Origin of the sequence: Pedobacter cryoconitis, assembly GCF_003259615.1 — a bacterium.
Classification (GTDB): domain Bacteria; phylum Bacteroidota; class Bacteroidia; order Sphingobacteriales; family Sphingobacteriaceae; genus Pedobacter; species Pedobacter cryoconitis.
This window is the reverse complement of record NZ_QLLR01000008.1, coordinates 33689-59880: the sequence shown is the minus strand read 5'-3', so window position 1 is coordinate 59880 and position 26192 is coordinate 33689. Positions and strand designations below refer to the sequence as shown.

Sequence of the window (26192 nt, the reverse complement as noted above, 5' to 3'; positions counted from 1 at the left end):
TATAACCTGTAAGCTTATTACCTGTATGGTCTTACCGCTATATGGTGTGTTGTTTAGTTAATTATGTGGTGTGTTTAGCTAAATTGTTTACAAAAACCAGGTATAACTCGTGGGATGGCCTTTTAGGTCTCCCGCGGGATTTCCCTGGTAAAGTTGTTTTTTTCTACCCTTCCATTCGGAAAATTTAAGTACTTTCGGGCTTCACCGGCAACAAGAGAGGCATGTTTAATATTACTATCCAGAGAATTCATATTTTTACAGTGCATTTCCGGAAAGCATTTAAACTTTTTCAAAAGAATGACCCGCTAAGGCTGGCCGGCGCAACTGCCTTTTTCGCCAATTTCGCTTTACCTCCCATTTTATTGATCCTGATCAGACTATTTGGTTTTTTTATTGACCGTAAGACTATGGTCAACCGGATTTTTGAACGGCTTGGAACAATACTGGATGACAGCAGTACCCAGCAAATCAGGCAAACCTTAAGGAACATCAGGGGAATGGACCATAAATGGTATGCTACGCTGCTGAGTTTTGTTTTCTTCCTTTTTGTAGCAACTACCCTTTTCGCAGTCATCAAAAACTCCATGGATCAGATCTGGTCTATCGGGATGAAAGATCATACGAGCTTTTTGTTTAAACTCAAAATCAGGGCAAGGTCAATGGTTATTATCCTGCTGGCAGGTTTATTATTCTCTATAGGCCTGCTTACAGACAGTGTCCAGGCTTTTATTGGTGTTTATATCACTACAGCCTCTCCTACCTTGGGAAGAGTATTTCTCCTGATTTTAAATCAGTTATTATTTATTGCCATTGTAACGACCTGGTTCAGTGTTTTATTCCGTTTTCTGACTAGTGGTAGGCCCACGTGGAAATCTTCGATCAGAGGGGGAATTCTGACCGGCATTCTATTCACACTTGGGAAATACATTCTACGTATTGCACTACCAATGAGTAACATAGGTAATATTTATGGTGCATCCGGTTCCATTGTGCTGATTATGCTTTTCGTATTCTATTCTTCTTTTATATTCTATTTCGGAGCTTGTTTTGTGAAAGTGCTGAGTGATGCCAAAGAAACCCCTATACGCCCCATTAAAGGAGCATTTAATTATGAAATAAAAGAGGTTTTAAAGCCATCCTAAGTCAGTTCCTGCAAAGCAGTCCGCTCAAATCCCTGCATTTCAAATACAGCAAGTTTACTCAGAAGATTATAATGAAGGGTACCAAAAAAATTTATTATTCCATCTTTATTTCTGCCTTCGATACAAATGCTCTCTTTAGAAACTTCGGGGTGTTGCAAAAACTGTACAGCAATCACCTCTTCGTCCTTTATTTTAATATCGGCGATGTCGATGGCATACTCTTTCATTAGCAATAAAAAGCTCGTTCCATTCAATAATAACTCTTTGATACTCATAGCGTAAGAATTTAAGGTTAGGGAAGATTATTCCAGCAAATTTAACGCCAAAAAAAAGGAATAAACATGATTCGTTTACTCCTTTTTTGCACAACCTCAATTAAAGCGATGCGAATCGTTTTACCTTGGAAAATCAGTTCCTAAAAAAGTTTAAGTGCCAATCCTAAAGTAAATAAGTTTAATCTCTGTCCTTCATAATCTTGTTTTCCTAATTTGCTGATACCAGCTTCATATCTAAGGTCTACACCTATTTTACCAATATCTAAACCAGCACCAAACTGCCATGCAACAGCTTGTTTCTTGAAGTCACCTCTGAAAATATCTTTTGTAGCATCACCAAAAGACTGTTTATCATCTAAAATAAATGAAACTACAGGGCCTGTATTTAAACGCACCCCAATACCAGCAGCACCGATTTTAGTACCGATCAATAAAGGCACATCAAGACTTGTAAATTTAACTTTGCTTTCCTGACCAGCAAATTCCGGCTTACTACTAGTCATGGTCGTATTTTTACCTGACAAATAAAGCTCTGGTTGAAAATGTATTCCTGCTGCCCCGATTCTGGCCCACACACCTGCATAATAACCCGCTGAGTTATCACTGCTAAATGTATTCTGGCTACTTAATTTAGAAAGATTGGCTCCTCCTTTAACACCAAATTGAAAAGATGGCAATATCTGGCCAAAAGCTACTGCGCTAAAGCAGATAAACAATGAGAATAGAACAATTTTTTTCATAAGTTTTTATTTGTTTGTTATTTTTAAAGGTAATCAAGCACAATAGGGCTTTCCTACGGAGTAAAATTAGGAATATTTTTTTTGCAAACTAAATTACGTCAATTTAAATTAATCGCGCCTTATTTCTTAGATTTGTTTATGCTCCCGAACCACATGCTGCAATCAGTTTTCTAATGGATTTAGATTTTAACCTCTATGCATTAAGCCTGATTATTTCCGGCATCATCACTGTCCTTCTTTCCGGATATATATTAAGCAATGAAAAAGGCACTGTACGCTGGGTAGGGTATCTGATGCTGTCTAATTCGATCTGGTCGCTTGCCTATGGCTTTGAACTGGCCAGCAGAACGTTGGAGCATATGAAGATGCTTATTGATGTCGAATATCTGGGTATTGTGGCAGTTCCCTTTTATTGGTTTTTATTTTGCCTGGACCTGGCCGGAAAAGAAAAATGGTTAAAGAAACCAGGAAATCAATTGCTCATTACCGCTGTTCCTGTGCTGTACCTCTTGTTAGTATGGACCAATAACCTGCATCACCTGCACTATAAAAAGGTCAGTATTGATTATAGCGGGAACTTCCCGATGCTTAAAATCGTCCCTGGAATTGCTTTCTATTTTTTCATCTGCTACTTTTATTCGCTGCTGATCGTCGGAAACTATTTCCTGGTAAAAAAATTCAGGCGTTCTGACCGGGTTTATAAAAAGCAAAACCGGGTGATTCTAACCGCAGCAATGCTGCCATGGATAGCGAATATTTCTTATTTAGTTGGTTTACGCCCCATTCCTAACCTGGACATTACCCCTTTCGCCTTTCAGGTTTCAACTTTTTTGATCTTTATTGCGATCTATAGATTTAAACTGCTAAATGTGCTGCCTGTTGCCAGGGAAAAAGTACTGGAGCTCATGGGTGATGGATTTATGGTGCTGGATCACCGGAACCGCGTTATAGATTATAATTCAGCATTTAAAAAATATATCAGCGTTTATCATGCAGATAAAATTATTGGTAAAGACATTAATGAATTGCTGCAATACCAACCAGAATTGCTTGATCTGCTGAATCAACAGGAATCCGGAAAAGTAGAATTACTAGTGCATACTGCAAACGGAGTATTTGATCTGGAAGCAGATATTTGTTTTTTAAATGAAAATAAGCTGAATAGAAACGCAACGATTATTAAGCTTCAGGATTTAACGAATGCCAGGCAGGAAGCTTTAAAATCTCAGCGTCAGGCAGAAGAACTCCAAAAACTAAATCAGCTAAAGGACCGGATATTTTCCATCATGGCACATGATCTCAGGGGGCCACTGCTAAATCTTGCTGAAGTCTTAAAAATGACCTCTGACGATACAATCAGTGCGGATGAATTTAAGGAGCTCTCTCCTACTTTAACTAAAGACATTTCTTATACAACTGATTTATTAGAGAATATCCTGCATTGGTCCAGAAGTCAGCTCAAAGGCTATGGAATTAATAAAGAACTTTTTGATCTGAAAAACCTGATTAGTTCAGAAGTCAGTTACCATCTTAAGGCAGCTTCTGTAAAAAAGATAGAGATCGTTCAGCAATTAACAGATGATCTGATTGCTTATGCCGATTTGCTGATGATGCAGATTGTGATTCGTAACCTTATTATTAATGCCATCAAATTCTGCCACGAAAACTGCCGGATCAACATTGCGGCCTCTTATAGCAATGCAGATTATATAGGTCTGCAGATTCAGGACAATGGTGTTGGTATTGCACTCGAGAACATTCAGAAAATATTTAATGGGGAGAATTTCTCCAGCAGAGGTACTCAAAATGAGAAAGGTACCGGAATTGGCTTAATGGTATGCTGGGATTTTATGGAGCGGAATGAAGGAAGCATTACCATTGAGAGTGAATTAGGTACAGGAACTTTGTTCAATTTACAAATCCCCAGACATCAGGCATAAAAAAAGGGGCTGTTAAAAAACAGCCCCTTTTTTATTACACAACAATTAAACACACTAACCCTTTGTTGCGTCATTGATGATTTGCTTCTCTTTCAGCACCTCAACATTATTCTTGTTACCAAAGTTTTGAGTTTTGTCAGCGAAGTAAGCTAATATCTCTACAATGGTATCCAGGTTATCAGCAACACGCTGATGCATATCTGGTAAATCTTTATCTAGTTTTTTATCTCCTAATTCAATATTATCTACTTCAATTTTCCCGATCTTTTGAATAATCGCTTGTTGCGAATGTTGTAAGTCTTCTAACTCTCTTACAATCTTCTCCATTAATTCAAACTTTTTTAAAGTATCCATATGACTAAATTTTATATTCTTCTGTAATTATTTACAATTAACAGTAACCAATTACCTTGCCATAGATTTTAATATCTTTTCAAAAGCTGGATAATCACAAGATAAGCAAGAAGATAGATGGTCTGTCTTTGAATATTAAAAACAGCTTCCAACTATTTATGAAGTAACCTTGCTACATATTTACCAATAATATCAAATTCAAGATTTACGGTATCTCCTGTATTCACCTCCTGTAAATTGGTATGTTCAAAAGTATAAGGAATGATAAATACAGAAAACTCATCTTCTGCAGAGTTAACCACTGTCAAACTGATTCCATTGATACAAACAGACCCTTTTTCAACAGTTACATTACCTTTGCTGCTATCATACTTAAAACGGTACTCCCAGCTGCCATCCAGTTCCTCTCTGAGCACACATACTCCGGTCTGATCTACATGTCCTTGTACAATATGTCCGTCCAGCCGGCCGTTCATCTGCATACAACGCTCCAGATTTACTTTCATACCTAAAGCGAGGTGTTGCAGGTTACTTTTCTCCAGCGTCTCCTGAATAGCGGTAACCGTATGGGTCGTATCATCCAATGCTACGACAGTTAAACACACGCCATTATGGGATACACTCTGGTCAATTTTTAATTCATTACTTAATCCAGATTCAATGGTAAAATGAAGGTTTGTTCCTTCTTCTCTGATCTCTTTAACTGCACCTAGTGTTTCAATAATTCCTGTAAACATAAATTCTAATATTTTGTCCGGTTTTTAAGCCAGTTGCTTGATGTCCCCTCTGCTGTTGTTGCCACAGCAGCAATTTTCTTTTTCTTCAGGCTTTTCAACGCAACTATCGCGGCAATCAGTGCCTCATCCTCGTTTGTATCTTCCTTTTTTTCTGGATTAAAGTATTTACCAACGAAATGGGTATCAAAATTTCCTGAAGTAAACGCCTCATGCTCCATTACAAATTTACCAAAGTTCAAAGTAGTTTGAATGCCTGTAATGTCATATTCTGAAATTGCCCTGCGCATTCTGGCAATGGCTTCTTTGCGGTCTGCCCCAAAAGTAATCAGCTTGGCAATCATAGGATCATAATACACAGGAATTTCCATGCCCTGTTCAAATCCATCATCTACCCGAACCCCGTTTCCTTTTGGTGTACGGTAAGTTTTCAGCACTCCAATATCCGGAAGAAAATTGTGCTGAGGATCTTCCGCATAAACTCTGAGTTCTATCGCATGCCCGTTGATTTTTAAATCTTCCTGGCTATAGCTTAACTTTTCGCCCCGGGCTATTTTTATTTGTTCTTTAACAAGATCCAGTCCTGTGATCAGCTCTGTAACCGGATGTTCCACCTGTAAACGGGTATTCATTTCCAGGAAAAAGAAATCAAGGTTCTCATCCAGAATAAACTCGACCGTTCCTGCACCCGTATAATTAACCGATCTGGCAACATCCACAGCACATTTACCCATTTCCGCCCTGATTTCAGGACTGAGTACACTGGAAGGCGCTTCTTCAATCACCTTTTGATGCCTTCTTTGAATGGAACATTCCCTTTCAAACAAGTGGACAATATTTCCATAATTATCGCCCAGCACCTGTATTTCTATATGCCGGGGTGAGGATACATACCTTTCTATAAACACTGCGCCATCACCAAACGCTGATTTTGCTTCACTTACTGCTAACTGCATCTGCTCTTCAAAAACCGCAAGTTCTTCTACGATCCGCATTCCCTTTCCACCACCACCTGCAGCAGCTTTAATCAGGATTGGGAAACCAACTTCCTGTGCTCTGCGTTTCGCTTCTTCAATATCAGTAATTGCTTCTTCAGTTCCCGGAACCATAGGGATCTGATATTTCAACGCAGCAGCTTTTGCAGACAATTTGTTTCCCATAATAGCCATTGCCTCGGGCGTAGGGCCAATTAAAATCAAACCTGCATCCTTGACCATTCTCGCAAATTCAGCATTCTCTGATAAAAACCCATATCCCGGATGTATCGCCTGTGCACCGGTCAGCAAACAAGCATCGATTATTTTCTGACCCACTAAATAAGATTGATTTGCCGGGGCAGGGCCTATAAAAATTGCCTCATCCGCATAACGAACGTGCAGCGCTTCTCTGTCAGCCTCTGAAAACACAGCGACTGTCAGTATACCCATTTCCTTTGCAGAGCGCATAATACGCAAAGCAATTTCCCCTCTGTTGGCAATTAAAATCTTCTTCATATAAATCTGTTTAGGATTTTTTTTCTGGTTTCAGTTCTTTGATCAGCTGCACAGCTTGTGCAATCTGATTCGCATCAGTATTCAGGTGCGTCACAAATCTTAACGTATCAGGACCTGTAGCACCACATAAAATGCCACTATCTGTTAAACTATCCAATACGCTGGCGATGGTATAACTGTCAGCTATTTTAAAAATTACAATATTTGTTTCAACGGGCATCACAGCAGCTACAAAATCTGCAGCGCCCAAGGCATCTGCCAGTAACTGTGCATGCTGATGATCTTCAGCAAGCCTTACAACATGGTGATCCAATGCGTAAATCCCTGCCGCAGCAAGAAAACCTGCCTGACGCATACCGCCACCGAATGCTTTACGGATCTTTTTTGCCCGATGAATAGTCTGCCTGGAACCTAATAAAACTGAACCTACTGGTGCACCCAATCCTTTAGAAAGACAGATAGAGATCCCATCAAAATATTGCCCGTAATCCCCAGCTGCATCCCCGGTTTTAACCAGTGCATTAAAGATCCTTGCCCCATCTAAATGAAGTTTCAGTCCTCTGCTTTTACATAATTCCGCAATTGGCGCAATCTGCTCCAGCGTATAACAGGCACCCCCTCCTTTATTCACGGTATTTTCCAGAACGACTAAACTTGAATTCGGATAATGGATATTATCTTCATTAATTTCAGGACTGATAAGCTCAGGGGTTAAAATCCCCCTTGGGCCATTCAGTAATCTGACCGATGCCCCCGAATGAAAAGCAATCCCCCCTCCTTCATAGCGGTAAACATGGGCAGTCTGATCGCAAATCACTTCATCCATCGGTTGGGTGAAACATTTAATTGCGATCTGGTTGGTCATAGTTCCTGAAGGACAGAAAAGTCCTGCTTCCATCTTAAAAAGGCCGGATAGTTTACTTTCAAGTGCGGCTACGGTTTCATCTTCTCCATATACATCATCACCAACTTTTGCGGTCATCATCGCAGCGATCATTTCTGGTGTGGGTATAGTTACAGTATCACTTCTAAAATCTATTTTATTTTGCATAGAAAAAACAGGACAGCATACAATTTTAATTTTTTGCGCTTCTTTTAATCCTTAAAGGTGAAATTATCACAATTACAGCTCACATCAAAGTATTTTTATTCGTGTGTTCGTTAAATACCACATAAAATTCTTTAATTGCTCTTTATGAGTGTTTTAAAATTGAATGATTGGGTATTTTAAAAGAATATTATGACATTTGTCATCCCCGATAAAATATTAAAATTTGGAATTTAAAATAACTAGTGTAATTTTATCTTAGTGTTAATTTAACAATATCTTAATTACGAAGGCTTAATACCTGAATATTTGCGGTTTACGAAGAAGCATGAGGAAGAAGATATTTGAATTGGGAAAGCTAATAGCTAGTAAATAGAAGGAATAATAACAAAATTGAAAAATAACTTACAAGGATAAACGCAGGAATCAGAAAAAAAAACTGAAAATGGAAAAAAACATGTTTGAAGTGTCAGGAATATTTACTTTTACCCCAAAAAAAACAAATTAAGATGATAGTTATTGCAGATGGTGGTTCAACCAAAACCAATTGGTGCTTAATTAATGAAGCTGGTAGAAAAATTCATTTTAATACCGAAGGTTACAATCCGTATTTTTCCCGTACAGATTATATTGTTGAATCTTTAAAAAAATCTTTACCAGATCATTTAGAGGCAGATAAGCTAACAGAAGTATATTATTATGGCGCAGGTTGTTCAACTGACGCGAATAAAAAAATTGTAGCAGATGCAATGGGACAGGTTTTCCCTAATGCAATCATCTTTATTGGACATGATTTACTGGCTTCTTGCAGAGCATTACTGGGTGATGAGCCAGGTTTTGCCGCAATCTTAGGTACAGGTACAAATTCTTGTCTTTATGACGGAAGTGATATTTCTTTAAACATTGACTCTTTAGGATATTTCTTAGGAGACGAAGGTAGCGGTTGCTATATCGGTAAACGTATCCTGGGTGATTATATGAAAGGTTACATGCCTAAAGGTTTGAGAGAAAGTTTTTATGACAACTTCGCTTTGACGAACGAAGATATTTTCGATCATATTTACAATAAACCTCTTCCAAATCGTTTCTGTGCAGGATTCAGTAAGTTCTTGTATGATTTCAAAGATAACTATGAGGATTATGCGTTCTCTACAGTTGAATATGCTTTTACAGCATTCTTTGAAAATCTGGTTATTCATTACCCGAACTATAAAGATTATACCTTGAACTGTGTAGGTTCTGTAGGCTATAGCTTCAGAGATATATTAAGTATTGTTGCAGACAGATATGAAATGGGTGTAGGGAAAATTATCCGTTCTCCTATAGATGATCTTGTTGATTACCATATGCAGCCAGCAAGAAGTCTGAAATAGAAAAAAAACAAATGTTATAAAAAATCCCGGTTATGAATAACCGGGATTTTTTTTGTTAGAATAGCACAGAAAGAAATTTAAAAGGAGATTTCTTTTCCAAATAACTTTCCATATTTTCTTTTATCAAAACGGTATAAGGTTGCCGCGCGGAAGGAAACTCCCTTTTGTTTCTCATTGAGATCTTTCAAGACATTAAAGCTCAGCATCTTTTTCCTGAAATTCCTTTTATCTAATTTCTTACCCAAGATCACTTCATACACATTTTGTAATTGTGTCAAAGTGAATTTCTCCGGAAGTAATTCAAAAGCAATTGGCTGATGTTTGATCCTTCTTTTTATTTTTTCGAGTCCCTGGTCAAATATTTTCTGGTGGTCAAATGCCAGCGGAGGTAAGTCTTTGACATTAATCCAGTGTGCTTGTTTCGCATAATTACTGATCGGCTTAAGGGCTTTATCCCCTCCCAATCGCAACATTGCATAATAAGCTACGGATATAATTCTTCCCTGAGGGTGACGGCCTACGTCACCAAAAGTATAAAACTGCTCCATGTAAACATTCTCTATTCCTGTGAGTTCGTGCAAGATACGGGCCGCGGACTGATCCAGACTTTCGTTCTCATTTACAAGATACCCCGGAAGGGCCCACCAATCTTTAAAAGGTTCCTCGTTCCTTTCAATCAGCAGAACTTTTAATTCTCCTTCATCAAATCCGAATAAAACACAATCAATTGAGAAGGTGGAATTAAGCTGTGGTAAGACTTCTTTCAAAACATTAAATTTTTAAAAACTAAAGCAAATTAATATACTTGTTTGCGATTTACATAAAATAAATCAAAATAAATTACTTAGTGTAATATCTACACGGTATATTCGTAATATAAACAGATGAAACCAAATATCAAAAATATCGCTGTATTGACATCTGGGGGTGACGCTCCCGGAATGAACGCATGCATCAGAGCAGTAGTACGTACCGGTATTTACAATGGTATAAATATGTTTGGAGTTTTGCAAGGTTATCAAGGATTAATAACTAACAATATTATTCCTATGGATGCCCGTTCAGTGAGCAACATAATCCATTTAGGCGGAACAGTACTTAAAACAGCACGCTGTTTAGAGTTTAAAACCGACGAAGGAATGGATCTTGCTTATGAGCACCTTAAACTGCACCAAATAGATGCACTTGTAGTAATTGGCGGTGATGGTACTTTTACCGGAGCCCGTCGTTTTGCACAAAGACATCATATCAATGTAATTGCCATTCCTGGTACCATCGACAATGATTTATACGGTTCTGATTTTACATTAGGTTACGATACTGCGATTAACACAGTTATTGAAGCTATAGATAAGATCAGGGATACTGCAGATTCGCATGACCGTTTATTTTTTGTAGAAGTAATGGGCCGGGATTCAGGTTGTATCGCTTTAAGAAGCGCTATTGCCTGTGGAGCTGAAGCTGTCTTACTGCCTGAGAAAGCAACGAGTCTTGATGAACTGATTAAACAATTGGAAATCGGAGCAGCAACAAAAAAATCGTCGAGCATTGTAATTGTGTCTGAAGGACATAAACAAGGCGGCGCTTATGACATTGCGAAACATGTTAAAGAAAAATTCAATCATTATGACACAAAGGTCACTATATTAGGACACTTGCAACGTGGCGGAAGCCCGAGTAGTTTTGACAGGATTTTAGGAAGCCGTTTAGGTTATGCCGCTGTAAATGAATTGCTGAAAGGCAGTACACAACAAATGGTAGGCTTACGTGGCAATGAGATCAGGTTAACCAGCTTGGATGAAGCGTTGACAGAGCATAGTTTTAAATTAGAAAGTGATCTTTTGGAAATGACTAAAGTTTTATCAATTTAACATGATAGCGGTAGTATATAGTGGCTCAAAAACTGCCCTGTGGAAAATAGCTAAAGACGGCAAAACCATTGCAGAATGTAGTATGCCTGGTATAAACCCGTTTTTTGTAGATCAAAAATCATTATTGCAACAGTTGAATAAAAAATCTATTTTAATCAACAACGCAGAACAGATTAAAAAGATCCATGTTTTTGCTGCCGGAGCAACCTCTTTAGATCGCCGGAATGAATTAGTGGCTTCTTTAAGGATGTTCTTTAAACACAGCAAAATCACTGTTCAGGATGATTTATATGGCGCTGCTATTGCTGCTTGTTTCAATAAAAGCGGAGTGGTCGGTATCCTGGGAAGTGGCGCTAACTGTGCCTACTTTGATGGTACTAAACCTGAACCTAATAATTTCGGACTGGGGTTTATCCTCAGTGATGAAGGTTCTGCTACTTACCTTGGCAAAATGATCCTGAAATATTACCTTCAGGAGAAACTGCCTGCAGATCTGATGAAGAAATTCAGTAAAAAGTATGACCTGAACAGGTCAGAAATACTGGATAAAGTATACAAAAAAACGATGGCTCAGCAGTTTCTGAGCTCTTTCCTGGACTTCTTTATAGAAAACAGGGAACATGAATATATTCAGCAGCTACTAGATAACGGATTTCAGCGTTATATAGATACTTACCTGTTGCCTACGATCAAACTTCATCCTGGTGAGGAAGTCCATTTTGTAGGTATAGTGGCAGGGAACTTTCAAGACCGTTTGCGCGCTGTAGCAATGAAAAATGGTTTTGAAATTACTACGATTACCAAAGAACCAATATATAATTTACTTAATTACTATTCAAATTAATAATAATGACAAAGATTGGAATAAACGGTTTTGGCCGTATCGGCAGATTAGTTTTTAGAGCTGCGTTAAAAAGAGGTCTGGACATAGTTGCAATAAATGATCTTGTAGAGCCAGATTACATGGCCTATATGTTGAAGTACGATTCTACACATGGTCGTTTTGATGGAACTATCGAAGTAGTTGACGGACATTTAGTAGTTAACGGAAAAACTATCCGTATCACAGCTGAGAGAGACCCGGCTAACTTAAAATGGAACGAAGTAGGTGTTGAAACTGTTATTGAGTCTACAGGGTTATTCTTAACTCAGGCTGATGCAGAGAAACACCTTACTGCAGGTGCAAAAAGAGTTGTTCTTTCTGCTCCGGCTAAAGATGATTCAATCCCTACTTACGTAATGGGTGTAAATCATGATAAATTAACAGCAGATCAAACTGTTGTTTCTAATGCTTCTTGTACTACTAACTGCCTTGCGCCAATCGCTAAGGTGTTAAATGACAACTGGGGTATTGCTGAAGGCTTAATGAGTACTGTACATGCAGTTACTGCTACACAGAAAACTGTTGATGGTCCTTCTGCGAAAGACTGGAGAGGCGGACGTGGTGGTTTCTCTAACATCATTCCTTCTGCTACAGGTGCTGCTAAAGCAGTAACTAAGGTTATTCCTGAATTAAAAGGTAAATTGACTGGTATGGCTTTCCGTGTTCCGGTTGCTGATGTATCAGTAGTAGATTTAACTGTACGTTTAGAAAGACCAGCTACTTACCAACAGATTAAAGATGCGATGAAAGCAGCTTCTGAAGGTGAATTAAAAGGTGTTTTAGGTTACACTGAAGATGAAGTTGTTTCTTCTGACTTTATCGGTGATGACCACGCTTCTATCTTTGATGCAAACGCAGGTATTGCATTGAATGATAACTTCGTGAAAGTTGTTTCATGGTATGATAACGAATGGGGCTATTCTTCAGCATTAGCTAAATTCGTAGAATATTACGGAAACTTAAAATAATATCTGTTCACACAGATTCATAGGTAGTTAGAACAGGGATTTTCCGCAAGGAAGATCCCTTTCTGGTTTTAAGTATTAAACTCATCCAGAGAATAAGGCATTTCTATACACAGGAATCCATGTTCCAGCAATAATTGTTCTACGGCTATCGTGCAGATTACCGGGCTCACTACCCTTAAAATTTTATCTACGTCTTCTAAATCGAATGTCCAGTTCTTCTCTCCCAGGAAAGCATTGAGTGCTGGCCTTACACAATCCAGATCATCCTTGTCCTGGACTGATGTTTTAAATATAATTACATTCATCATTTATAGTTAAATAGTTCAGGATTCAGACAACGCTTGCAAATATTTCTTTCTATTGCCCGGCAGAAACCTCTAAGCTAAAGATGAGGTAACAAATCAACTATCTAAAGGGGTTTGAGGCTGAAACGCACAAAATTGGCGGTGAACGGTCAAAAATAACCGGTAAACATGCTCCTATTTTCTAGCCAGCCAATCCAGAAACTGGGGGGTCTTTTCCTTACTGATTGTGATCGGCTCTTTGAAGGAAACGGAAAGATTGATGACCAGCTTACGGGAGAAAAAGTGAGCTGCATCTTTGACTGCTTTTCTGTTCACCAGGTATTGACGGTTTACTCTGAAAAAGTCATCACCCGATAATTTTTCCAGCTCTTCCAGTTTCTTATTCAGCACATAAGTCTGATGTTCAAATGTCAGCAGCTTCGTTTCCTCATTTGCAATATAAAATAAGGCGATATGATCGGTTTTAACAGGTATGATTTTATCTTTATAATTGACCAGTATAGAAGAAGTTTTTTGTGGCATCTTATTTACAAAAAGATCAAAAAGTGCATCGTAAGAAATACGCTGATCAGAAAACCCTCTGCATAAAGCATGGTATTTATTCAAAGCCTGGGCAATGGACACCTCTGTGAATGGCTTTAAAATGTAATCAATACCATTTGTTTTGAAAGCATTCAAAGCGTATTCATCATAAGCAGTACAAAAAATTATAGGTGCGGTGACATTGACGACTTTAAAAATATCAAAACTCACCCCATCCCCTAACTGAATATCACTAAAAATAAGATCTGGTGCCGGGGCATTTTGGAAATAAGCCACAGCTTCTTTAACAGATTTCAGCAAAGCGACCAGCTGCGCACCGGGCTGTAATTTTAAAATCACATCCGCAAGATCCTCAGCCGTTAATTTTTCATCCTCTATAATTACGATCTTCATTCTCTAAAATTTTTAAACGCACTGAAAAGAATCTCCCATCATCTTTGATGTCGATCTCATCACCTGATAATAACTTATATCTTTCTGCAAGATTTGCTAAACCACTTCCTGTGGAATGTTCTGTCACAGCTCTTAATTTCACATTGTTAATTACAATAATAGAATCACCTTCCTGCCTGATTTTAATGATCAAAGGCTCTTCATCAGTAAGCTCATTGTGCTTAATTGCATTTTCCAGCAGTGGCTGTAAAGAAAACACAGGTAACAACTGCTCTGATTTGGTAATTTCAAAAGAGAACTGCAAAGCTTCACCAAACCTGACCTTCTGCATTTCCAGATAGTCTATCCCTAATTTTATTTCCTCATTCAGAGTGGCTAATCCGCGTTTATTTCCAGACATGGATACTCTTAGGAAGTCTGATAACCGCAGCAGGTAATCTTCTGCGCGTTCCGGGCTCTTTTTAATCAGTGACTTCAGAATATTGAGGGCATTAAACAAAAAATGAGGCTGGATCTGTTGTTGTAACAATTGATGAGCCGCCTCTGAACTTGCCGCATTTAAACGGGAATTTTCAAGCTGCGCTTTGTTATTGGCATCCTGTATAATAATAAAGTTCTGCAGGAGCAGCAATATGCAATTGACAAATAATCCCTGTATTAAAATATAAAAATAGATAATATCGCCTTTAACTCTTGTTCCAAGCGTACTTGTTGATATTCCTTTTTCAATCAGGTAATTTTGAAAATTGTACATCGTCCACATGACCAGTGTACTGAGGATGAAACTTGAAATGTAAAACCAGATTGAACAATTACGCCCTGTAGTATCATTTTCTTTTCTAAAAACCAGCAGTAAGCCAGTATTACCCACACTGATCAGCACCAGTAGAAAGAAAAACATAGCGGACCGGCATAGTGCGCCCTGTACAGTCTCCCCTTCCATAAAAGCAGAACTAAAGGAGAACAGGCAAATGGTCAGAGAAAAACTACAACTTACTTTTAATATATTTTTCGCCGGCAGCTTCGTCTTCATCGAGGCAAATATAGTCAGGATTGAAAAAAGGTTTCTCATTTATTTTTTTCCGGGTTTTATGCGAAAGTGCAGCTTTAGCTTAAGATGATAAAGTACTTCACTCCCGAAACGGACAACATCACATCCGAAATTACAAAATCAATAAATCGTTTTTAACACTTGGATTGCGAAGGTATCCCTCCCCTTTTCATGAAAAAATGATACATTTGCGGCATATTAAACAAGCACAGTCATTGAGAAGATCAGTCTGCATTTTATTACTCATTATCATTGCCTCACAATCCTTTAACAAATTGTGGGTAACGCTATCTTTTAAAATGAACGAACGTTATATTTCAACTGTACTTTGTGAGAATAAAAGCAGACCTGAAATGCACTGTAACGGTAGATGTATTTTAGCCAAAAAGCTAAAAATGGCCGAAGACAATGAGCAAAAGCAAAGAAATCAAAATCAGGAAAACACGAACGTCTTATTTTTCTGCAAACTGAACAAACTTGATTTTGCAGGTTATCTTTTAGCTGCTCAAAAGGATAATTTCAACAGATTTTATCTCCATTTCAAACCTTCCTCTTTTCATAACGACATCTTCAGACCGCCACAGGTAGCTTTCGCTTAAATTTTTATTGGTATACCCTCTTTTATTGCCGTGTAACGCAAATGAATTCCGTTATGCGGATATATTGTTGTATTCATTTATTTACAGCAAGATAACTGATGGTTTGTTATGCGCTGTATTTCAAGCTGCGCTGGTCATTGGCTTTCTGCTGATGATAAGTCTGAATTATATACTGATTTAGTATCAGCCCGATGCTGAGACTAAATCAAAATCATTAAAAACACATGAAAATCAAGGTTTTCCTTTATATATTTTTACTTTTATCTACCTGTAAACTCTCCGCCCAATCCCCTTCAGGAACTTTACACGGCAATATCGTTTCTTTTGACAATGAACCTATTCCGGGTGCAAATGTGGTCTTTCAAAACACCAAGATCAAAACAGTAACTGATGCGCATGGGAATTTCAACTTTAAGAACGTTCCGGCGGGAACCTATGTCTTAATTGTTTCTAACGTGGGTTATACCGCCACCAGGCAAAACCTGATCATTGAACCCGGTAAAAAACTGAACCTCAATTTCCAGCTTTCAAAAAGCAGGCAGGAATTGAATGAGGTAGCAGTTAGCGCAGTTAAAAACCGTTACAAAGTGACCAGCTCCAACACATCCACACGGATGGATATTCCTTTATTAACTACCCCGCAGTCTGTCCAAATCATTCCCAATCAGGTGATTAAAGACCGCCAGGCATTCACCCTGAACGAGATCTCCAGCTCCTTTACCGGGATGAAGGCCAATAACGGAAGTGGTTCTTTTAGTATCCGCGGTTTTACAGCCTACTCCCCTACAGATGCAAGTTTCCTCTTGTACAATGGTATCCGCGGAAATTTATACCTGTGGAGTCAACAACCCCTATTATATAACATTGAAAGCGTAGAATTACTGCGTGGGCCTTCAGGAGCATTATTTAGTGAAGGTTCACCGGGAGGTGTCGTTAATTTCGTGACTAAAAAACCCCAGGTTAAAGAAAGATATGAATTTGATCTGTCTATAGGCAGCTGGGACTTCAAAAGATTGTCGGCCGATTTAACAGGGCCGTTATCTAAGAACAAAAAACTGCTTTACCGTGCAATTATAGGGTATGATAAATCGAAAAGTTTCAGGGACTACCAGGATAAAGAAAACATTTTCATCGCGCCCTCGCTTACCTATCTGTTCTCTGCGCGTACTGATTTAAACCTGGAGATCAATTATGCACATCAAAAAGTGAATCAGCAATACGATAACGGTACTTATATCAAGACAAATGCGGACGGAACCTTTGATTTCAACTACTATCCGAATAACCTGACCATACAAAGCCCGACAGATTATGGAAAAACAGATAATGTATCAGCTACATTGACTTTTAACCATCAATTCAGCGATAAATTGAAATTGACAGCTGTGCACCGCGCCGTGAACAGTAAGCTGGATTATACAGATCACATCCCGGTAGGTAAAATAAGAAATGATTCAATTAGCAGAGGTTATCAGGATTGGGAAACCAGCCGTTTTAGTTTGCAGACCACTGCTTACTTAGCTTATCAAACCAGTACCGGATCACTTCAGCATCATATCATTACTGGAGTTGATTATAACCGTTACGGCTGGACTAAAAATGATTATCAATATAAGCCCGCTACACGCATTTCTATCTTCAATCCTGATTACAGCCTCGATCCACCCGCAGAGTCCGTTAAAGCGCAGGAATCAGATGATAACAAAAGAATAACAAATCTTATCGGAGTATACGTTCAGGATCAGATCAGCATTGGTGAAAAGATCAAAGCATTATTATCAATGCGCTATGATTCTTACCAGGCAAAAGAGACACCACTATCAGCAAGAGATAATAAACAGGGTGATGAATTGCAAGCTTCCGGACTGATTCCGCGCGCTGGGTTAGTCTATTTACCAGCGGCCAATATTTCTGTTTATGCAAGTTTCTTAAAATCATTTAACCCTCAGACCTCTAATAACGTATTGTCGGGCGGGCCTTTTCCTACCCGCAGAGCAACACAATATGAAATCGGATATAAGGGAGATTTTATGAACAACGCAATTTCAACCAGCATAGCTATTTACCAGATCCGGTATGCGAATATTCTCGCTTCAGCACCCACAGAAGAAAATTCTCATCGTCAGGAAGCCCTGAAAGGAACAAGAAGTAATGGGATAGAGTTTTCAGCGACCGGTACGATCCGGAATTTCAATATTATCGCCGGATACGCCTATAACGACCATGTGATTTTAAGTACCAGTACCTTCGGTAAAAAAGGTGACCGGTTTAGTAATGCACCAAAGCATATCGCCAATTTATGGCTTAAATATACGATGGCCAAAGGTGCAGTTAAAGGGATTGGAATAGCTGCAGGAGTGCGCTATGTAAGCGATCAGGTTGGCCAGATAACAAATCAGAATTTTATATTTCCTTCTTATACCGTTTTTGATGCTGCGCTTAATTACCGCAGAGGGAAATACAATATCCAGCTGAATGCTTATAATTTAACAGATAAACGCTATTTCACAGGCAGCAGATCAAGCACCGTTACCGGTGGTTTAGGTGATCCGCTGAATTACAGATTAGGCATAAGTTACCTGATTCAATGAAGAAGTTAAACCTAACACGGGTTGTGGCCTTTTCGATCCACAGCTGGCTGAACCTGGTTTCTTATTGTGGTGGAGGAAGCAGAATTTCAAGTATTTCTCTCGTAAACGAAAGTATCCCTGACTCTGCCTTTCATTTCAAAATGTTTCTTGATTAACCTGATCCTGAAAAAACCGCAATGTTTTAACACTGCCTGGGAAGCCAGGTTTAAAACATCGCAAGTGGCATCAATAGTCCTGACGCTTAATTCGGAAGCTACAAATTGAATCAAAGCATTTGTAGCTTCTTTAGCGTATCCGGTTCTCCAATATAATGGATTAATGATGTAACCTAAGTTTCCCTTATCCTCCTCCTTCTTATCAAACCTGAAACCGCAACCCCCGATCAGCCTGTTTTCTTCTTTCAATACAATGGCTAATTCAAAACTTAATCTGGGTACAGCTTCTTTCAATTTCAGCGCTTCCTCAATAAACTTTAACGTATCATCGTGCGTATTAGGCCCCCAATTTTCGTAAACCAGGATTTCTTCCTGGCTTGCGTATTCATGAACAGCCTTCCAATCCGCTTCAACATATTCTCTGAGTATTAACCTTTCCGTCTCTATCCAGATCTCCATGTGTTATACCGTTTTTAATATCATTGCACCTAAAGGCGCAATATTGATTGAAATTGAATACTCTCTTCCATTCACTGAGGTCGCTTCTGGTGCAAAAGCGGTTGTATTGAGCTTACCGCTACCAAAATATTCCGTTGCATCACTGTTGAAAATTTCTTTCCAGGATGCCTTAAATGGCAAACCTATTTTATAATTCTGCCTGTATACAGGAGTCATATTTAAAATCACAATCAAGGTATCCTTTGCTTTATGTCCTTTGCGTGTATACACATAAATAGAATGGTCACTATCATCCGCACTGATCCATTCAAATCCCTCAGCAGAAAAATTAAAATCATATAACCCCGGCTCTGTGCGGTATAGCTTATTCAATGCTTTCACATAAGTCTGCATCCCTGAATGAGACTTATAGCGCAACAAATCCCAGTCCAGTGAGTTTGTAAAATTCCACTCTCCATTCTGTGCAAACTCATTCCCCATAAAAAGGAGTTTAGTACCAGGCTGGGTAAACATGTAAGCATATAAAAGGCGCAGGTTTGCATGTTTTCTCCATTCATCACCCGGCATTTTATAAATCATAGATGATTTACCATGCACCACTTCATCATGAGAGAAAGGCAGCATAAACTTTTCAGAAAATGCGTAGGTAATGCTGAAGGTCAGCTGATGGTGATTATATTTTCTATCTATCGGGTCGGTTTTGAAATACTTCAGCGTATCATTCATCCAGCCCATCATCCACTTCATTCCAAAACCCAAACCTCCTTCAGCTACCGGATGTGTTACGCCCGGATAAGTACTGCTTTCTTCAGCAATCGTATGTACACCTTTAAAATTCGTATAAATAGATTCATTCAGATCTTTTAGAAACTGGATAGCCCCCAGATTTTCTGAGCCGCCAAATTCATTGGTTGCTGCGTCTCCCGCCTTTCTGGAGAAATCAAAATATAACATAGAAGCTACCGCATCCACACGTAAACCGTCCGCATGAAACTGATCGAGCCAGTACATCGCATTACTGATCAAAAAAGACCTGACTTCGTTTCTGTCATAATTGAAGATATAGGATTTCCAGTCGGGATGAAAGCCTTTACGCATATCGGCATGTTCATACAGATGTGTTCCATCAAAATGAAACAACCCATGCGCATCACCCGGGAAATGTGAAGGTACCCAGTCCAAAATTACCGCAATATCATTTTTGTGGAATTGTTCAATCAGGTACATCAGTTCCTGCGGCGTTCCATGCCGGGAACTGGCCGCAAAATATCCGGTGATCTGATAACCCCAGGAAGGATAATAAGGATATTCCATAATCGGCATCAGCTCGACATGGGTAAAGCCCATTTCCAGCACATATGGTACTAAGGTATTGGCTATTTCTTTATAAGTTAAAATCCGGTCAGGCTCTGAAGGATCGCGCTGCCAGGAGCCCAGATGGACTTCATAAACAGACATAGGCTGATCCAGTGCATTTAATACAGGACGTTTTTTCAGCCATGCCTTATCTTTCCAGGCATATGCAGTATCCCAGACTACTGACGCTGTTTGCGGAGGATGCTCCCAACGGGTCGCAAAAGGATCGCCCTTTTCATAATCTTTCCCATCAAATCCTTTGATAAAATACTTATAAACAGCCCCTTTCCCTACTGCGGGAATAAAGCCTTCCCAGATTCCTGATTCATCCAGTCGTTTATATAAAAGATGCGAAGTAGCCTGCCACTGGTTAAAATCTCCGGTTACATAAACAGCATGCGCATTAGGTGCCCATACCGAAAAATAAGTTCCCTCACTATTATTTACATTTAAAAGATGTGCACCCATTTTTTCATACAAACGAAAGTGTTTGCCTGAAATAAACAAAGCGACATCAAAGTCTGTCAGTAAACTAAAAATCCAGACAGGTGCATCTGCAGATACGGCAATATTTTCTTTAACAGGTTTACCCTGACTCGCTTTAGCCATTATTTTAAGGGGTTATATTTAGTTCAAAATGCTTCCTTCTGGAAATCTCCGCTCCTGTTCATTAGCAACTGGTTTAAGCAGACAAGCATAGCCTGCTTAAACCAGTTGTTTATATTTCTCCCTGAATTTGTATTACAGAGAAGTTTTTATTGCTTTTAAAACGTAAGCAGTTTCTATCGTCAGTAAAATAGTCTTTAATTTCCAATCCGTCTACAATGACTTTCTTAACTCCAAAAGGAATGCCAATTAAGTTATAATTATAGGTTTCATAATTCGGTGTATATAAACCTTCCAGTTTCTGCTGGATCAGCAGGCGGCGGTCGTTTCCTTTAACCGTGAACTTTTTCTCCGAATAAATATCCTGCTCATAGGCAAAAGTGTCCCCATGGTCTTCAAAGAAGAATGAATTCACTTCATAGTTCGCATAGAAGATATTCAGTAATACCTCGTCTACATGTTTCTCTCCCACATACTGCATCACCGGATACTCTGGAATAACAGCCCCCGCTTTGATGAAAATAGGCATACTCTCTAACGGCGCATCTACTAAATGTTCGTTTTCTCCGGCAAGTAATTCATGCGTCCAGATATTATACCATTGTCCTTTTGGCAAATACACCGTCCTTGAAACAGCCCCTTGCTCTAAAATCGGGCATACCAGGATTTTATCCCCATAGGCAAATTCATCCTGTCTGAAATGATTGCTCACATTTTCCTGCTCCAACATCACCAGAGGCCTCAGAATCGGGAAACCATAACGGTGGTGCTCCCAGAATACAGAGTAAAAATAAGGCATTAAACGGTATCTCAATTCAATAAACTTACGGTTGATCGCAGTATAAGGCTCTCCAAAACTCCAGGGCTCTCTTTCGGCTGTATCACCCGCAGAGTGTGCCCGCATAAAAGGAGAAAATGTTCCTAACTGAATCCAGCGGGTAAATAACTCTCCATCCGGTTCACCGCTAAATCCTCCAATATCAGTTCCGCAAAAAGGGACTCCTGAAACTGACATCCGCTGGCATTGTATATTTCCTATTTTTAAATGTTCCCAGCTCGCTACATTATCACCTGTCCATACACAACCATAACGCTGCATACCAGCATATCCGGCACGGGTAATCGTAAAAGGACGTTTATTACGCATCAGCTTTTTCAAGCCGTCATAAGTTGAACGTACCATTTGCATCCCGTACACGTTATGTGCCTTACGGTGTGAACCTCTGTGCCCATCGTAATTATGACGTACATCGTTTGGAAAAGTTCCTGCGCCGAATACTGCCGGCTCATTCATATCATTCCAAACCCCTGCAACCCCCATGTCTACGAGCTCTTTATACAAGCCTCCCCACCAATCTCTTACTGCTGGGTTCGTGAAATCAGGAAATTGGCATCTGCCTGGCCACACATGACCCTCCATAAAATAGTCATCACTCCTTCTGCAGAAATAGTTGTTCTCTTTTCCTTCTTTAAAAACCCAGTAATTATCATCTACTTTAATTCCCGGATCAATCATCACGACAGTTTTAAACCCATCGTCTGCTAATTCCTTGATCATTTTCCTTGGATCAGGAAAGTGTTTTTTATTCCACGTAAAACAGCGGTAACCATCCATATAATCAATGTCGAAATAAATCGCATCACAAGGAATATCTCTGGAACGGAACCCATCTGCAATTTCTTTCACCTTGGTTTCCGGATAATAGCTCCAGCGGCACTGATGATACCCTAAAGCCCATTTAGGAGGCATAGGATGCGTGCCGGTCAAAGTCTGATAACGTTTTACCACATCCATCATATGTGGCCCGTGGATATAATAATATTGTAATTCACCACCATCTGACCAGAAACTGGTCTTACCATTATCTTCTTTACCGAAGTCAAAATAAGAGCGGAAGGTATTGTCAAAGAAAATACCGTAAGCAGATTTTTGATGAACGCCTGTATAAAACGGGATTGTTCTGTATAAAGGGTCCTGATCCCATCCAAAAGAATAAGCATCAGTATTCCAGTTCTGAAAATGACGGCCGCGCAGGTTCATATTTCCTGATTTATCACCAAGGCCGAAAAAGTTCTCTTCCGGAAAACATTTTTTAGTGGCAAAAACATAATACCCTCCAAAATCCGCATTCTCTTCCCAGTGCATCGGAGAGGCATCTTCACTCATCACAATTTGGGACAGGTTCTCTGTAAATGAAATATGAAAATCCTCTTTCCTGATTTTACAAGTTACCGTATTGGTTGCAATCGCATAATAATCTTCTTCCTCATCGAAACTGAACGTACTTACTTTCTGATCCACAACCGGAACAGCATAAGAAAAGTCTTCCAGGAAAACACTATGTGGCGCAAGTCTGACGCGTATAATTTCATTACTTACTATTCTGACCTCTACGCAGGCTTCCCCATCCGAGAAGAAAAATTTGTTCCCATCCTTACGAACATCACGAACTTGCGTAAGATATTTCTTAACTATCGGTTTTAAAGCTAATACCGGATTGTTTAAATGTTGAATAGTGGATTCAACTATTTCCTTGATATTTTCGTTGTCCGTTATTTCGTTTCCTTGCTCTTCGAATTCTTCCATAAAAAGGTTTCCGTAATCTGTTTGTGTGTATAAATTGTCTGATTGACCTAGCTAAAGTGTTAATTATTATGCCAAAACACAAGATTTTTCAGATATAATTCTAATAGAAATTTCAACTATCAAGATCAAAATAAAGTTTGCTGAATCTATTTAGCATTTTCTTGAACAAACCAGCAACCATCTTCAGCTGAAAATCACAAATACGATTAACATTAGCAATCAATCCAGTTTTATATTAAATTGCCATAGGATACCAAATACTTTAACCGGTAATTCAATAGAATATGAAGAACAAATTCAAAGCATTCATTTGCGTCATTATACCTATACTGTTAGCCATTGTGTTAAACACAAAATTTGGTTCCGTCCCCCCGCTTTTAAAATTCCTTAACCCCTTTACCGGTTTCTGGCAGAATGCAGAAAAGATGAGTGTTGCTAAAAAAAGTGCAATCCGTCTGAAAGGGACAGAAGAAACAGTTGAGGTCGTTTTTGATGACCGGATGATCCCTCATATTTTTGCTAAAAATGACCACGATGTTTATTACACACAAGGCTATATTACCGCAATGAACCGCTTATGGCAGATGGATTTTCAGACCCGTTTTGCAGCCGGAAGGCTCTCTGAAGTAGTGGGTGCTAAAGCCATTGAACTCGACAGATACCAACGCCGCATGGGTATGGTTTATGGTGCTGAGAACTCTTTAAAAGGCATGATGGAAGATCCTAAATCAAAAGTGATGATTGAAGCTTATACCGCCGGGATCAATGACTATATCCACTCACTTTCCAGCGCACAGCTTCCATTAGAATATAAAATACTTGATTTTAAGCCCGAAGACTGGACACCGCTTAAATGTGCTTTGCTTTTAAAACAGATGTCAGCAGTACTCGCTATGGGTTCTGATGAATTCTATATGAGTAACATTCTAAAAAAATATGGCCCTGAAGTAACTGCCGACTTATTCCCTGACTATCCTTTCCGTGAAGACCCTATTATTCCTGTAGGTACAAAATGGGATTTCAAGCCACTGCAGGTTCCTCAAACTCCTGCAGACTTCACTGAAATGACTATAGGTAAAGTAAAAACCAAAGTATTGGAAGATGGTATTGGCAGTAATAACTGGGCGCTCTCTGGTGCAAAAACGGCCTCAGGGTATCCAATTCTGGCCAATGACCCCCATTTGAATTTAACACTGCCTTCTATCTGGTATCAGATCCAGTTAAATGCACCCGGACTTAATGCTTATGGAGTGTCTCTTCCAGGCGCTCCTGGTATTACAATTGGTTTCAACAAAGACATTGCATGGGGCGTAACCAATGTTGCCGCTGATGTACTGGATTTTTACCAGATCAAATTTAAGGATGATACACACAAGCAGTATAAATACAACAATGCGTGGAAAAATACGACTGTAAGACTGGAAAAGATAAAAATCAGAGGTGCTAAAAATGAAATAGATACCGTTTTTTATACCCACCATGGTCCGGTTGTTTATTTTCAGAAACCAGAAAAGTTCGGCATGGCCAACAATGTGCCTACCGGTAATGCGCTGCGCTGGATTGCGCATGATAAATCAAATGAGCTGATGACTTTTTATTTACTGAACAGGGGTAAAAATTACAACGACTACCGGAAAGCACTGACTTATTATACAGCGCCTGCACAGAACTTTATTTTTGCTTCTTCAGCGAATGATATTGCCATTACAGCGAATGGAAAATTCCCTTTGAAATGGAAAGATCAGGGTAAGTTTATACTCGATGGCTCTGATCCTAAGAATGACTGGCAGGGATGGATACCTTATGCACAAAATCCGACAGTTAAAAATCCGGAAAGAAACTTTGTCAGCTCAGCAAATCAGTCCTCTACCGATCCATCCTACCCTTATTATGTCAATTGGGAATTTGGCTCTTATGAACGTGGCAAAAGAATTAATGACAGGCTTAAAGCGATGACAAAAGCAACCGCCGATAGTATCCGGATCATGCAAAGTGACAGTTACAGTATTCTGGCTCAGGATCTGCTGCCCGCACTACTTTCAAAAATTGACCCGGCAAAACTCAATGCGACACAAAAAGAAGCATTGGAAATCACCAGCAAATGGGATAAATTTTTTACCGCCAACGCAATTGGCGGCAGTATTTTCGACCTGTGGACAAAACGCTTATTTATCGACATCTGGGATGACGAATTTACGATTGCCTCAGTACCGATGCGGTATCCTTCCAAAGACCGGACTGTGGAATTAATTTTAAAAGACCCGGGCTCAAAATGGTTCGACAACGTGAATACTCCGCAAAAGGAAACTTTGAATGATCTCGTTAATGAAGCTTTTAAATACACCTGCGATAGTCTGGAGCGAAAATACGGGCCGATCGGTAAAAGATGGCAATGGGCAAATGTGAAACAGACACATGTACCTCACCTGGCCAATATACCGGGAATGGGTTCGGAAACACTAATGATCGGAGGAGCGAAAAGTACCATTAATGCCTTAAGTGAAAAAAATGGGCCATCGTGGAGAATGATCGTTGAGCTTGGGAAAAAGCCTAAAGGCCATGGTGTATACCCCGGCGGACAATCAGGTAATCCGGGCAGCTTTTTCTATGACGACATGCTGAGTACCTGGGCAGATGGTAAATTATATGACCTTTACCTGATGCAATCTGCTGAGGATACCCAGGGTAAAGTTCTTTCTCGTTTAAAAATTTCTAAAAAATAGCAC

General features: G+C 39.3%; 22 protein-coding genes. 9 read left to right on the top strand and 13 right to left on the bottom strand.

The annotated features are described in order from the left end of the window. Positions 1–221: 221 nt before the first annotated feature. Positions 222–1142, top strand: coding sequence for a YihY/virulence factor BrkB family protein (locus LY11_RS10560; RefSeq protein ID WP_111633676.1), 921 nt, complete (start codon positions 222–224; stop codon positions 1140–1142). Here the strand turns inward: LY11_RS10560 and LY11_RS10555 are convergent. Both LY11_RS10555 and LY11_RS10550 read right to left on the bottom strand, forming a co-directional pair. After that, positions 1139–1417 (bottom strand): hypothetical protein, encoded by a 279-nt coding sequence (locus tag LY11_RS10555; protein WP_111633675.1) that lies wholly within the window; start codon positions 1415–1417, stop codon positions 1139–1141. The genes LY11_RS10560 and LY11_RS10555 overlap by 4 nt on opposite strands. 140 nt (positions 1418–1557) lie before the next feature. Next, on the bottom strand, positions 1558–2157 hold the full coding sequence (locus LY11_RS10550; RefSeq protein ID WP_111633674.1) for a porin family protein: 600 nt from the start codon (positions 2155–2157) through the stop codon (positions 1558–1560). Positions 2158–2330: 173 nt separating this feature from the next. Between LY11_RS10550 and LY11_RS10545 the strand changes: the two genes are divergently transcribed. Further along, positions 2331–4097: a sensor histidine kinase gene (locus LY11_RS10545; protein ID WP_111633673.1), complete on the top strand. Its 1767-nt coding sequence runs from the start codon at positions 2331–2333 to the stop codon at positions 4095–4097. 54 nt (positions 4098–4151) lie between these two features. On the opposite strand, the gene LY11_RS10540 is transcribed toward LY11_RS10545, so the two are convergent. The 4 genes from LY11_RS10540 to LY11_RS10525 all read right to left on the bottom strand — a co-directional run bounded on the left by LY11_RS10540 (position 4152) and on the right by LY11_RS10525 (position 7729). After that, positions 4152–4451, bottom strand: a complete 300-nt coding sequence (locus tag LY11_RS10540; protein WP_111633672.1) for a hypothetical protein — start codon at positions 4449–4451, stop codon at positions 4152–4154. Between the two features lie 152 nt (positions 4452–4603). Continuing rightward, a complete protein-coding gene (locus tag LY11_RS10535; RefSeq protein WP_111633671.1) occupies positions 4604–5188 on the bottom strand; it encodes a riboflavin synthase in 585 nt (194 codons plus the stop codon). Between the two features lie 5 nt (positions 5189–5193). After that, entirely contained in the window at positions 5194–6678 is a 1485-nt protein-coding gene (gene accC / locus LY11_RS10530; RefSeq protein ID WP_111633670.1) for an acetyl-CoA carboxylase biotin carboxylase subunit, read from the bottom strand. A gap of 10 nt (positions 6679–6688) precedes the next feature. After that, complete coding sequence (locus tag LY11_RS10525; RefSeq protein ID WP_111633669.1) at positions 6689–7729, bottom strand: threonine aldolase family protein; 1041 nt, start codon at positions 7727–7729, stop codon at positions 6689–6691. A gap of 506 nt (positions 7730–8235) precedes the next feature. Here LY11_RS10525 and LY11_RS10520 point away from each other — a divergent pair. After that, complete coding sequence (locus LY11_RS10520; protein WP_111633668.1) at positions 8236–9099, top strand: N-acetylglucosamine kinase; 864 nt, start codon at positions 8236–8238, stop codon at positions 9097–9099. Positions 9100–9176: 77 nt separating this feature from the next. Here the strand turns inward: LY11_RS10520 and LY11_RS10515 are convergent, their stop codons facing one another. Further along, positions 9177–9866: an NUDIX hydrolase gene (locus LY11_RS10515; protein ID WP_068395066.1), complete on the bottom strand. Its 690-nt coding sequence runs from the start codon at positions 9864–9866 to the stop codon at positions 9177–9179. Between the two features lie 117 nt (positions 9867–9983). Here LY11_RS10515 and pfkA point away from each other — a divergent pair, with 117 nt between their 5' ends. Genes pfkA through gap form a run of 3 tightly spaced genes read left to right on the top strand, consistent with a single transcriptional unit; the run spans position 9984 to position 12821 of the window. Continuing rightward, the gene (gene pfkA, locus LY11_RS10510) at positions 9984–10970 is read left to right on the top strand and encodes a 6-phosphofructokinase (RefSeq protein ID WP_111633667.1); all 987 of its coding nucleotides are present in this window, start codon (positions 9984–9986) and stop codon (positions 10968–10970) included. Between the two features lies 1 nt (position 10971). Beyond that, the gene (locus tag LY11_RS10505; protein ID WP_111633666.1) at positions 10972–11814 is read left to right on the top strand and encodes a hypothetical protein; all 843 of its coding nucleotides are present in this window, start codon (positions 10972–10974) and stop codon (positions 11812–11814) included. Between the two features lie 5 nt (positions 11815–11819). Beyond that, positions 11820–12821: a type I glyceraldehyde-3-phosphate dehydrogenase gene (gene gap / locus LY11_RS10500; RefSeq protein WP_068395060.1), complete on the top strand. Its 1002-nt coding sequence runs from the start codon at positions 11820–11822 to the stop codon at positions 12819–12821. A gap of 68 nt (positions 12822–12889) precedes the next feature. On the opposite strand, the gene LY11_RS10495 is transcribed toward gap, so the two are convergent. The 3 genes from LY11_RS10495 to LY11_RS10485 form a co-directional block, all read right to left on the bottom strand. Next, on the bottom strand, positions 12890–13129 hold the full coding sequence (locus tag LY11_RS10495; protein WP_111633665.1) for a hypothetical protein: 240 nt from the start codon (positions 13127–13129) through the stop codon (positions 12890–12892). A 171-nt stretch (positions 13130–13300) separates the two neighbouring features. Next, the gene (locus LY11_RS10490; RefSeq protein ID WP_111633664.1) at positions 13301–14062 is read right to left on the bottom strand and encodes a LytR/AlgR family response regulator transcription factor; all 762 of its coding nucleotides are present in this window, start codon (positions 14060–14062) and stop codon (positions 13301–13303) included. Continuing rightward, positions 14037–15134 carry a sensor histidine kinase gene (locus LY11_RS10485; protein WP_111633663.1) on the bottom strand — a complete coding sequence of 366 codons (1098 nt, stop codon included), beginning with the start codon at positions 15132–15134 and terminating at the stop codon, positions 14037–14039. The genes LY11_RS10490 and LY11_RS10485 overlap by 26 nt, the downstream gene beginning before the upstream one ends. A gap of 278 nt (positions 15135–15412) precedes the next feature. Here LY11_RS10485 and LY11_RS10480 point away from each other — a divergent pair, with 278 nt between their 5' ends. Together LY11_RS10480 and LY11_RS10475 are read left to right on the top strand one after the other, a co-directional pair. Beyond that, complete coding sequence (locus tag LY11_RS10480; protein WP_111633662.1) at positions 15413–15712, top strand: hypothetical protein; 300 nt, start codon at positions 15413–15415, stop codon at positions 15710–15712. A gap of 224 nt (positions 15713–15936) precedes the next feature. Beyond that, positions 15937–18303 carry a TonB-dependent receptor gene (locus tag LY11_RS10475; RefSeq protein ID WP_111633661.1) on the top strand — a complete coding sequence of 789 codons (2367 nt, stop codon included), beginning with the start codon at positions 15937–15939 and terminating at the stop codon, positions 18301–18303. An 86-nt stretch (positions 18304–18389) separates the two neighbouring features. Here LY11_RS10475 and LY11_RS10470 read toward each other — a convergent pair whose 3' ends face one another. From LY11_RS10470 to LY11_RS10460, 3 genes are all read right to left on the bottom strand, one after another. Beyond that, entirely contained in the window at positions 18390–18917 is a 528-nt protein-coding gene (locus LY11_RS10470) for a GNAT family N-acetyltransferase (RefSeq protein WP_111633660.1), read from the bottom strand. 3 nt (positions 18918–18920) lie between these two features. Further along, on the bottom strand, positions 18921–20882 hold the full coding sequence (glgB, locus tag LY11_RS10465; RefSeq protein ID WP_111633659.1) for a 1,4-alpha-glucan branching protein GlgB: 1962 nt from the start codon (positions 20880–20882) through the stop codon (positions 18921–18923). A 109-nt stretch (positions 20883–20991) separates the two neighbouring features. Next, positions 20992–23466, bottom strand: a complete 2475-nt coding sequence (locus LY11_RS10460; protein ID WP_111633658.1) for a glycoside hydrolase family 31 protein — start codon at positions 23464–23466, stop codon at positions 20992–20994. Between the two features lie 284 nt (positions 23467–23750). Between LY11_RS10460 and LY11_RS10455 the strand changes: the two genes are divergently transcribed. Beyond that, positions 23751–26189, top strand: a complete 2439-nt coding sequence (locus tag LY11_RS10455) for a penicillin acylase family protein (RefSeq protein ID WP_111633657.1) — start codon at positions 23751–23753, stop codon at positions 26187–26189. Positions 26190–26192 lie beyond the last annotated feature (3 nt).

Excerpts from the sequence above, each read along its gene's own strand:
- LY11_RS10475 (WP_111633661.1), top strand. The coding sequence starts at position 15,937 with ATGAAAATCAAGGTTTTCCTTTATATATTTTTACTTTTATCTACCTGT.
- accC (WP_111633670.1), bottom strand. The coding sequence starts at position 6,678 with ATGAAGAAGATTTTAATTGCCAACAGAGGGGAAATTGCTTTGCGTATT.
- gap (WP_068395060.1), top strand. The coding sequence starts at position 11,820 with ATGACAAAGATTGGAATAAACGGTTTTGGCCGTATCGGCAGATTAGTT.
- LY11_RS10535 (WP_111633671.1), bottom strand. The coding sequence starts at position 5,188 with ATGTTTACAGGAATTATTGAAACACTAGGTGCAGTTAAAGAGATCAGA.
- LY11_RS10560 (WP_111633676.1), top strand. The coding sequence starts at position 222 with ATGTTTAATATTACTATCCAGAGAATTCATATTTTTACAGTGCATTTC.
- LY11_RS10520 (WP_111633668.1), top strand. The coding sequence starts at position 8,236 with ATGATAGTTATTGCAGATGGTGGTTCAACCAAAACCAATTGGTGCTTA.
- LY11_RS10525 (WP_111633669.1), bottom strand. The coding sequence starts at position 7,729 with ATGCAAAATAAAATAGATTTTAGAAGTGATACTGTAACTATACCCACA.
- LY11_RS10545 (WP_111633673.1), top strand. The coding sequence starts at position 2,331 with ATGGATTTAGATTTTAACCTCTATGCATTAAGCCTGATTATTTCCGGC.
- pfkA (WP_111633667.1), top strand. The coding sequence starts at position 9,984 with ATGAAACCAAATATCAAAAATATCGCTGTATTGACATCTGGGGGTGAC.
- LY11_RS10555 (WP_111633675.1), bottom strand. The coding sequence starts at position 1,417 with ATGAGTATCAAAGAGTTATTATTGAATGGAACGAGCTTTTTATTGCTA.
- LY11_RS10550 (WP_111633674.1), bottom strand. The coding sequence starts at position 2,157 with ATGAAAAAAATTGTTCTATTCTCATTGTTTATCTGCTTTAGCGCAGTA.
- LY11_RS10485 (WP_111633663.1), bottom strand. The coding sequence starts at position 15,134 with ATGAGAAACCTTTTTTCAATCCTGACTATATTTGCCTCGATGAAGACG.
- LY11_RS10470 (WP_111633660.1), bottom strand. The coding sequence starts at position 18,917 with ATGGAGATCTGGATAGAGACGGAAAGGTTAATACTCAGAGAATATGTT.
- glgB (WP_111633659.1), bottom strand. The coding sequence starts at position 20,882 with ATGGCTAAAGCGAGTCAGGGTAAACCTGTTAAAGAAAATATTGCCGTA.
- LY11_RS10540 (WP_111633672.1), bottom strand. The coding sequence starts at position 4,451 with ATGGATACTTTAAAAAAGTTTGAATTAATGGAGAAGATTGTAAGAGAG.
- LY11_RS10460 (WP_111633658.1), bottom strand. The coding sequence starts at position 23,466 with ATGGAAGAATTCGAAGAGCAAGGAAACGAAATAACGGACAACGAAAAT.
- LY11_RS10505 (WP_111633666.1), top strand. The coding sequence starts at position 10,972 with ATGATAGCGGTAGTATATAGTGGCTCAAAAACTGCCCTGTGGAAAATA.
- LY11_RS10480 (WP_111633662.1), top strand. The coding sequence starts at position 15,413 with ATGAACGAACGTTATATTTCAACTGTACTTTGTGAGAATAAAAGCAGA.
- LY11_RS10490 (WP_111633664.1), bottom strand. The coding sequence starts at position 14,062 with ATGAAGATCGTAATTATAGAGGATGAAAAATTAACGGCTGAGGATCTT.
- LY11_RS10455 (WP_111633657.1), top strand. The coding sequence starts at position 23,751 with ATGAAGAACAAATTCAAAGCATTCATTTGCGTCATTATACCTATACTG.
- LY11_RS10495 (WP_111633665.1), bottom strand. The coding sequence starts at position 13,129 with ATGATGAATGTAATTATATTTAAAACATCAGTCCAGGACAAGGATGAT.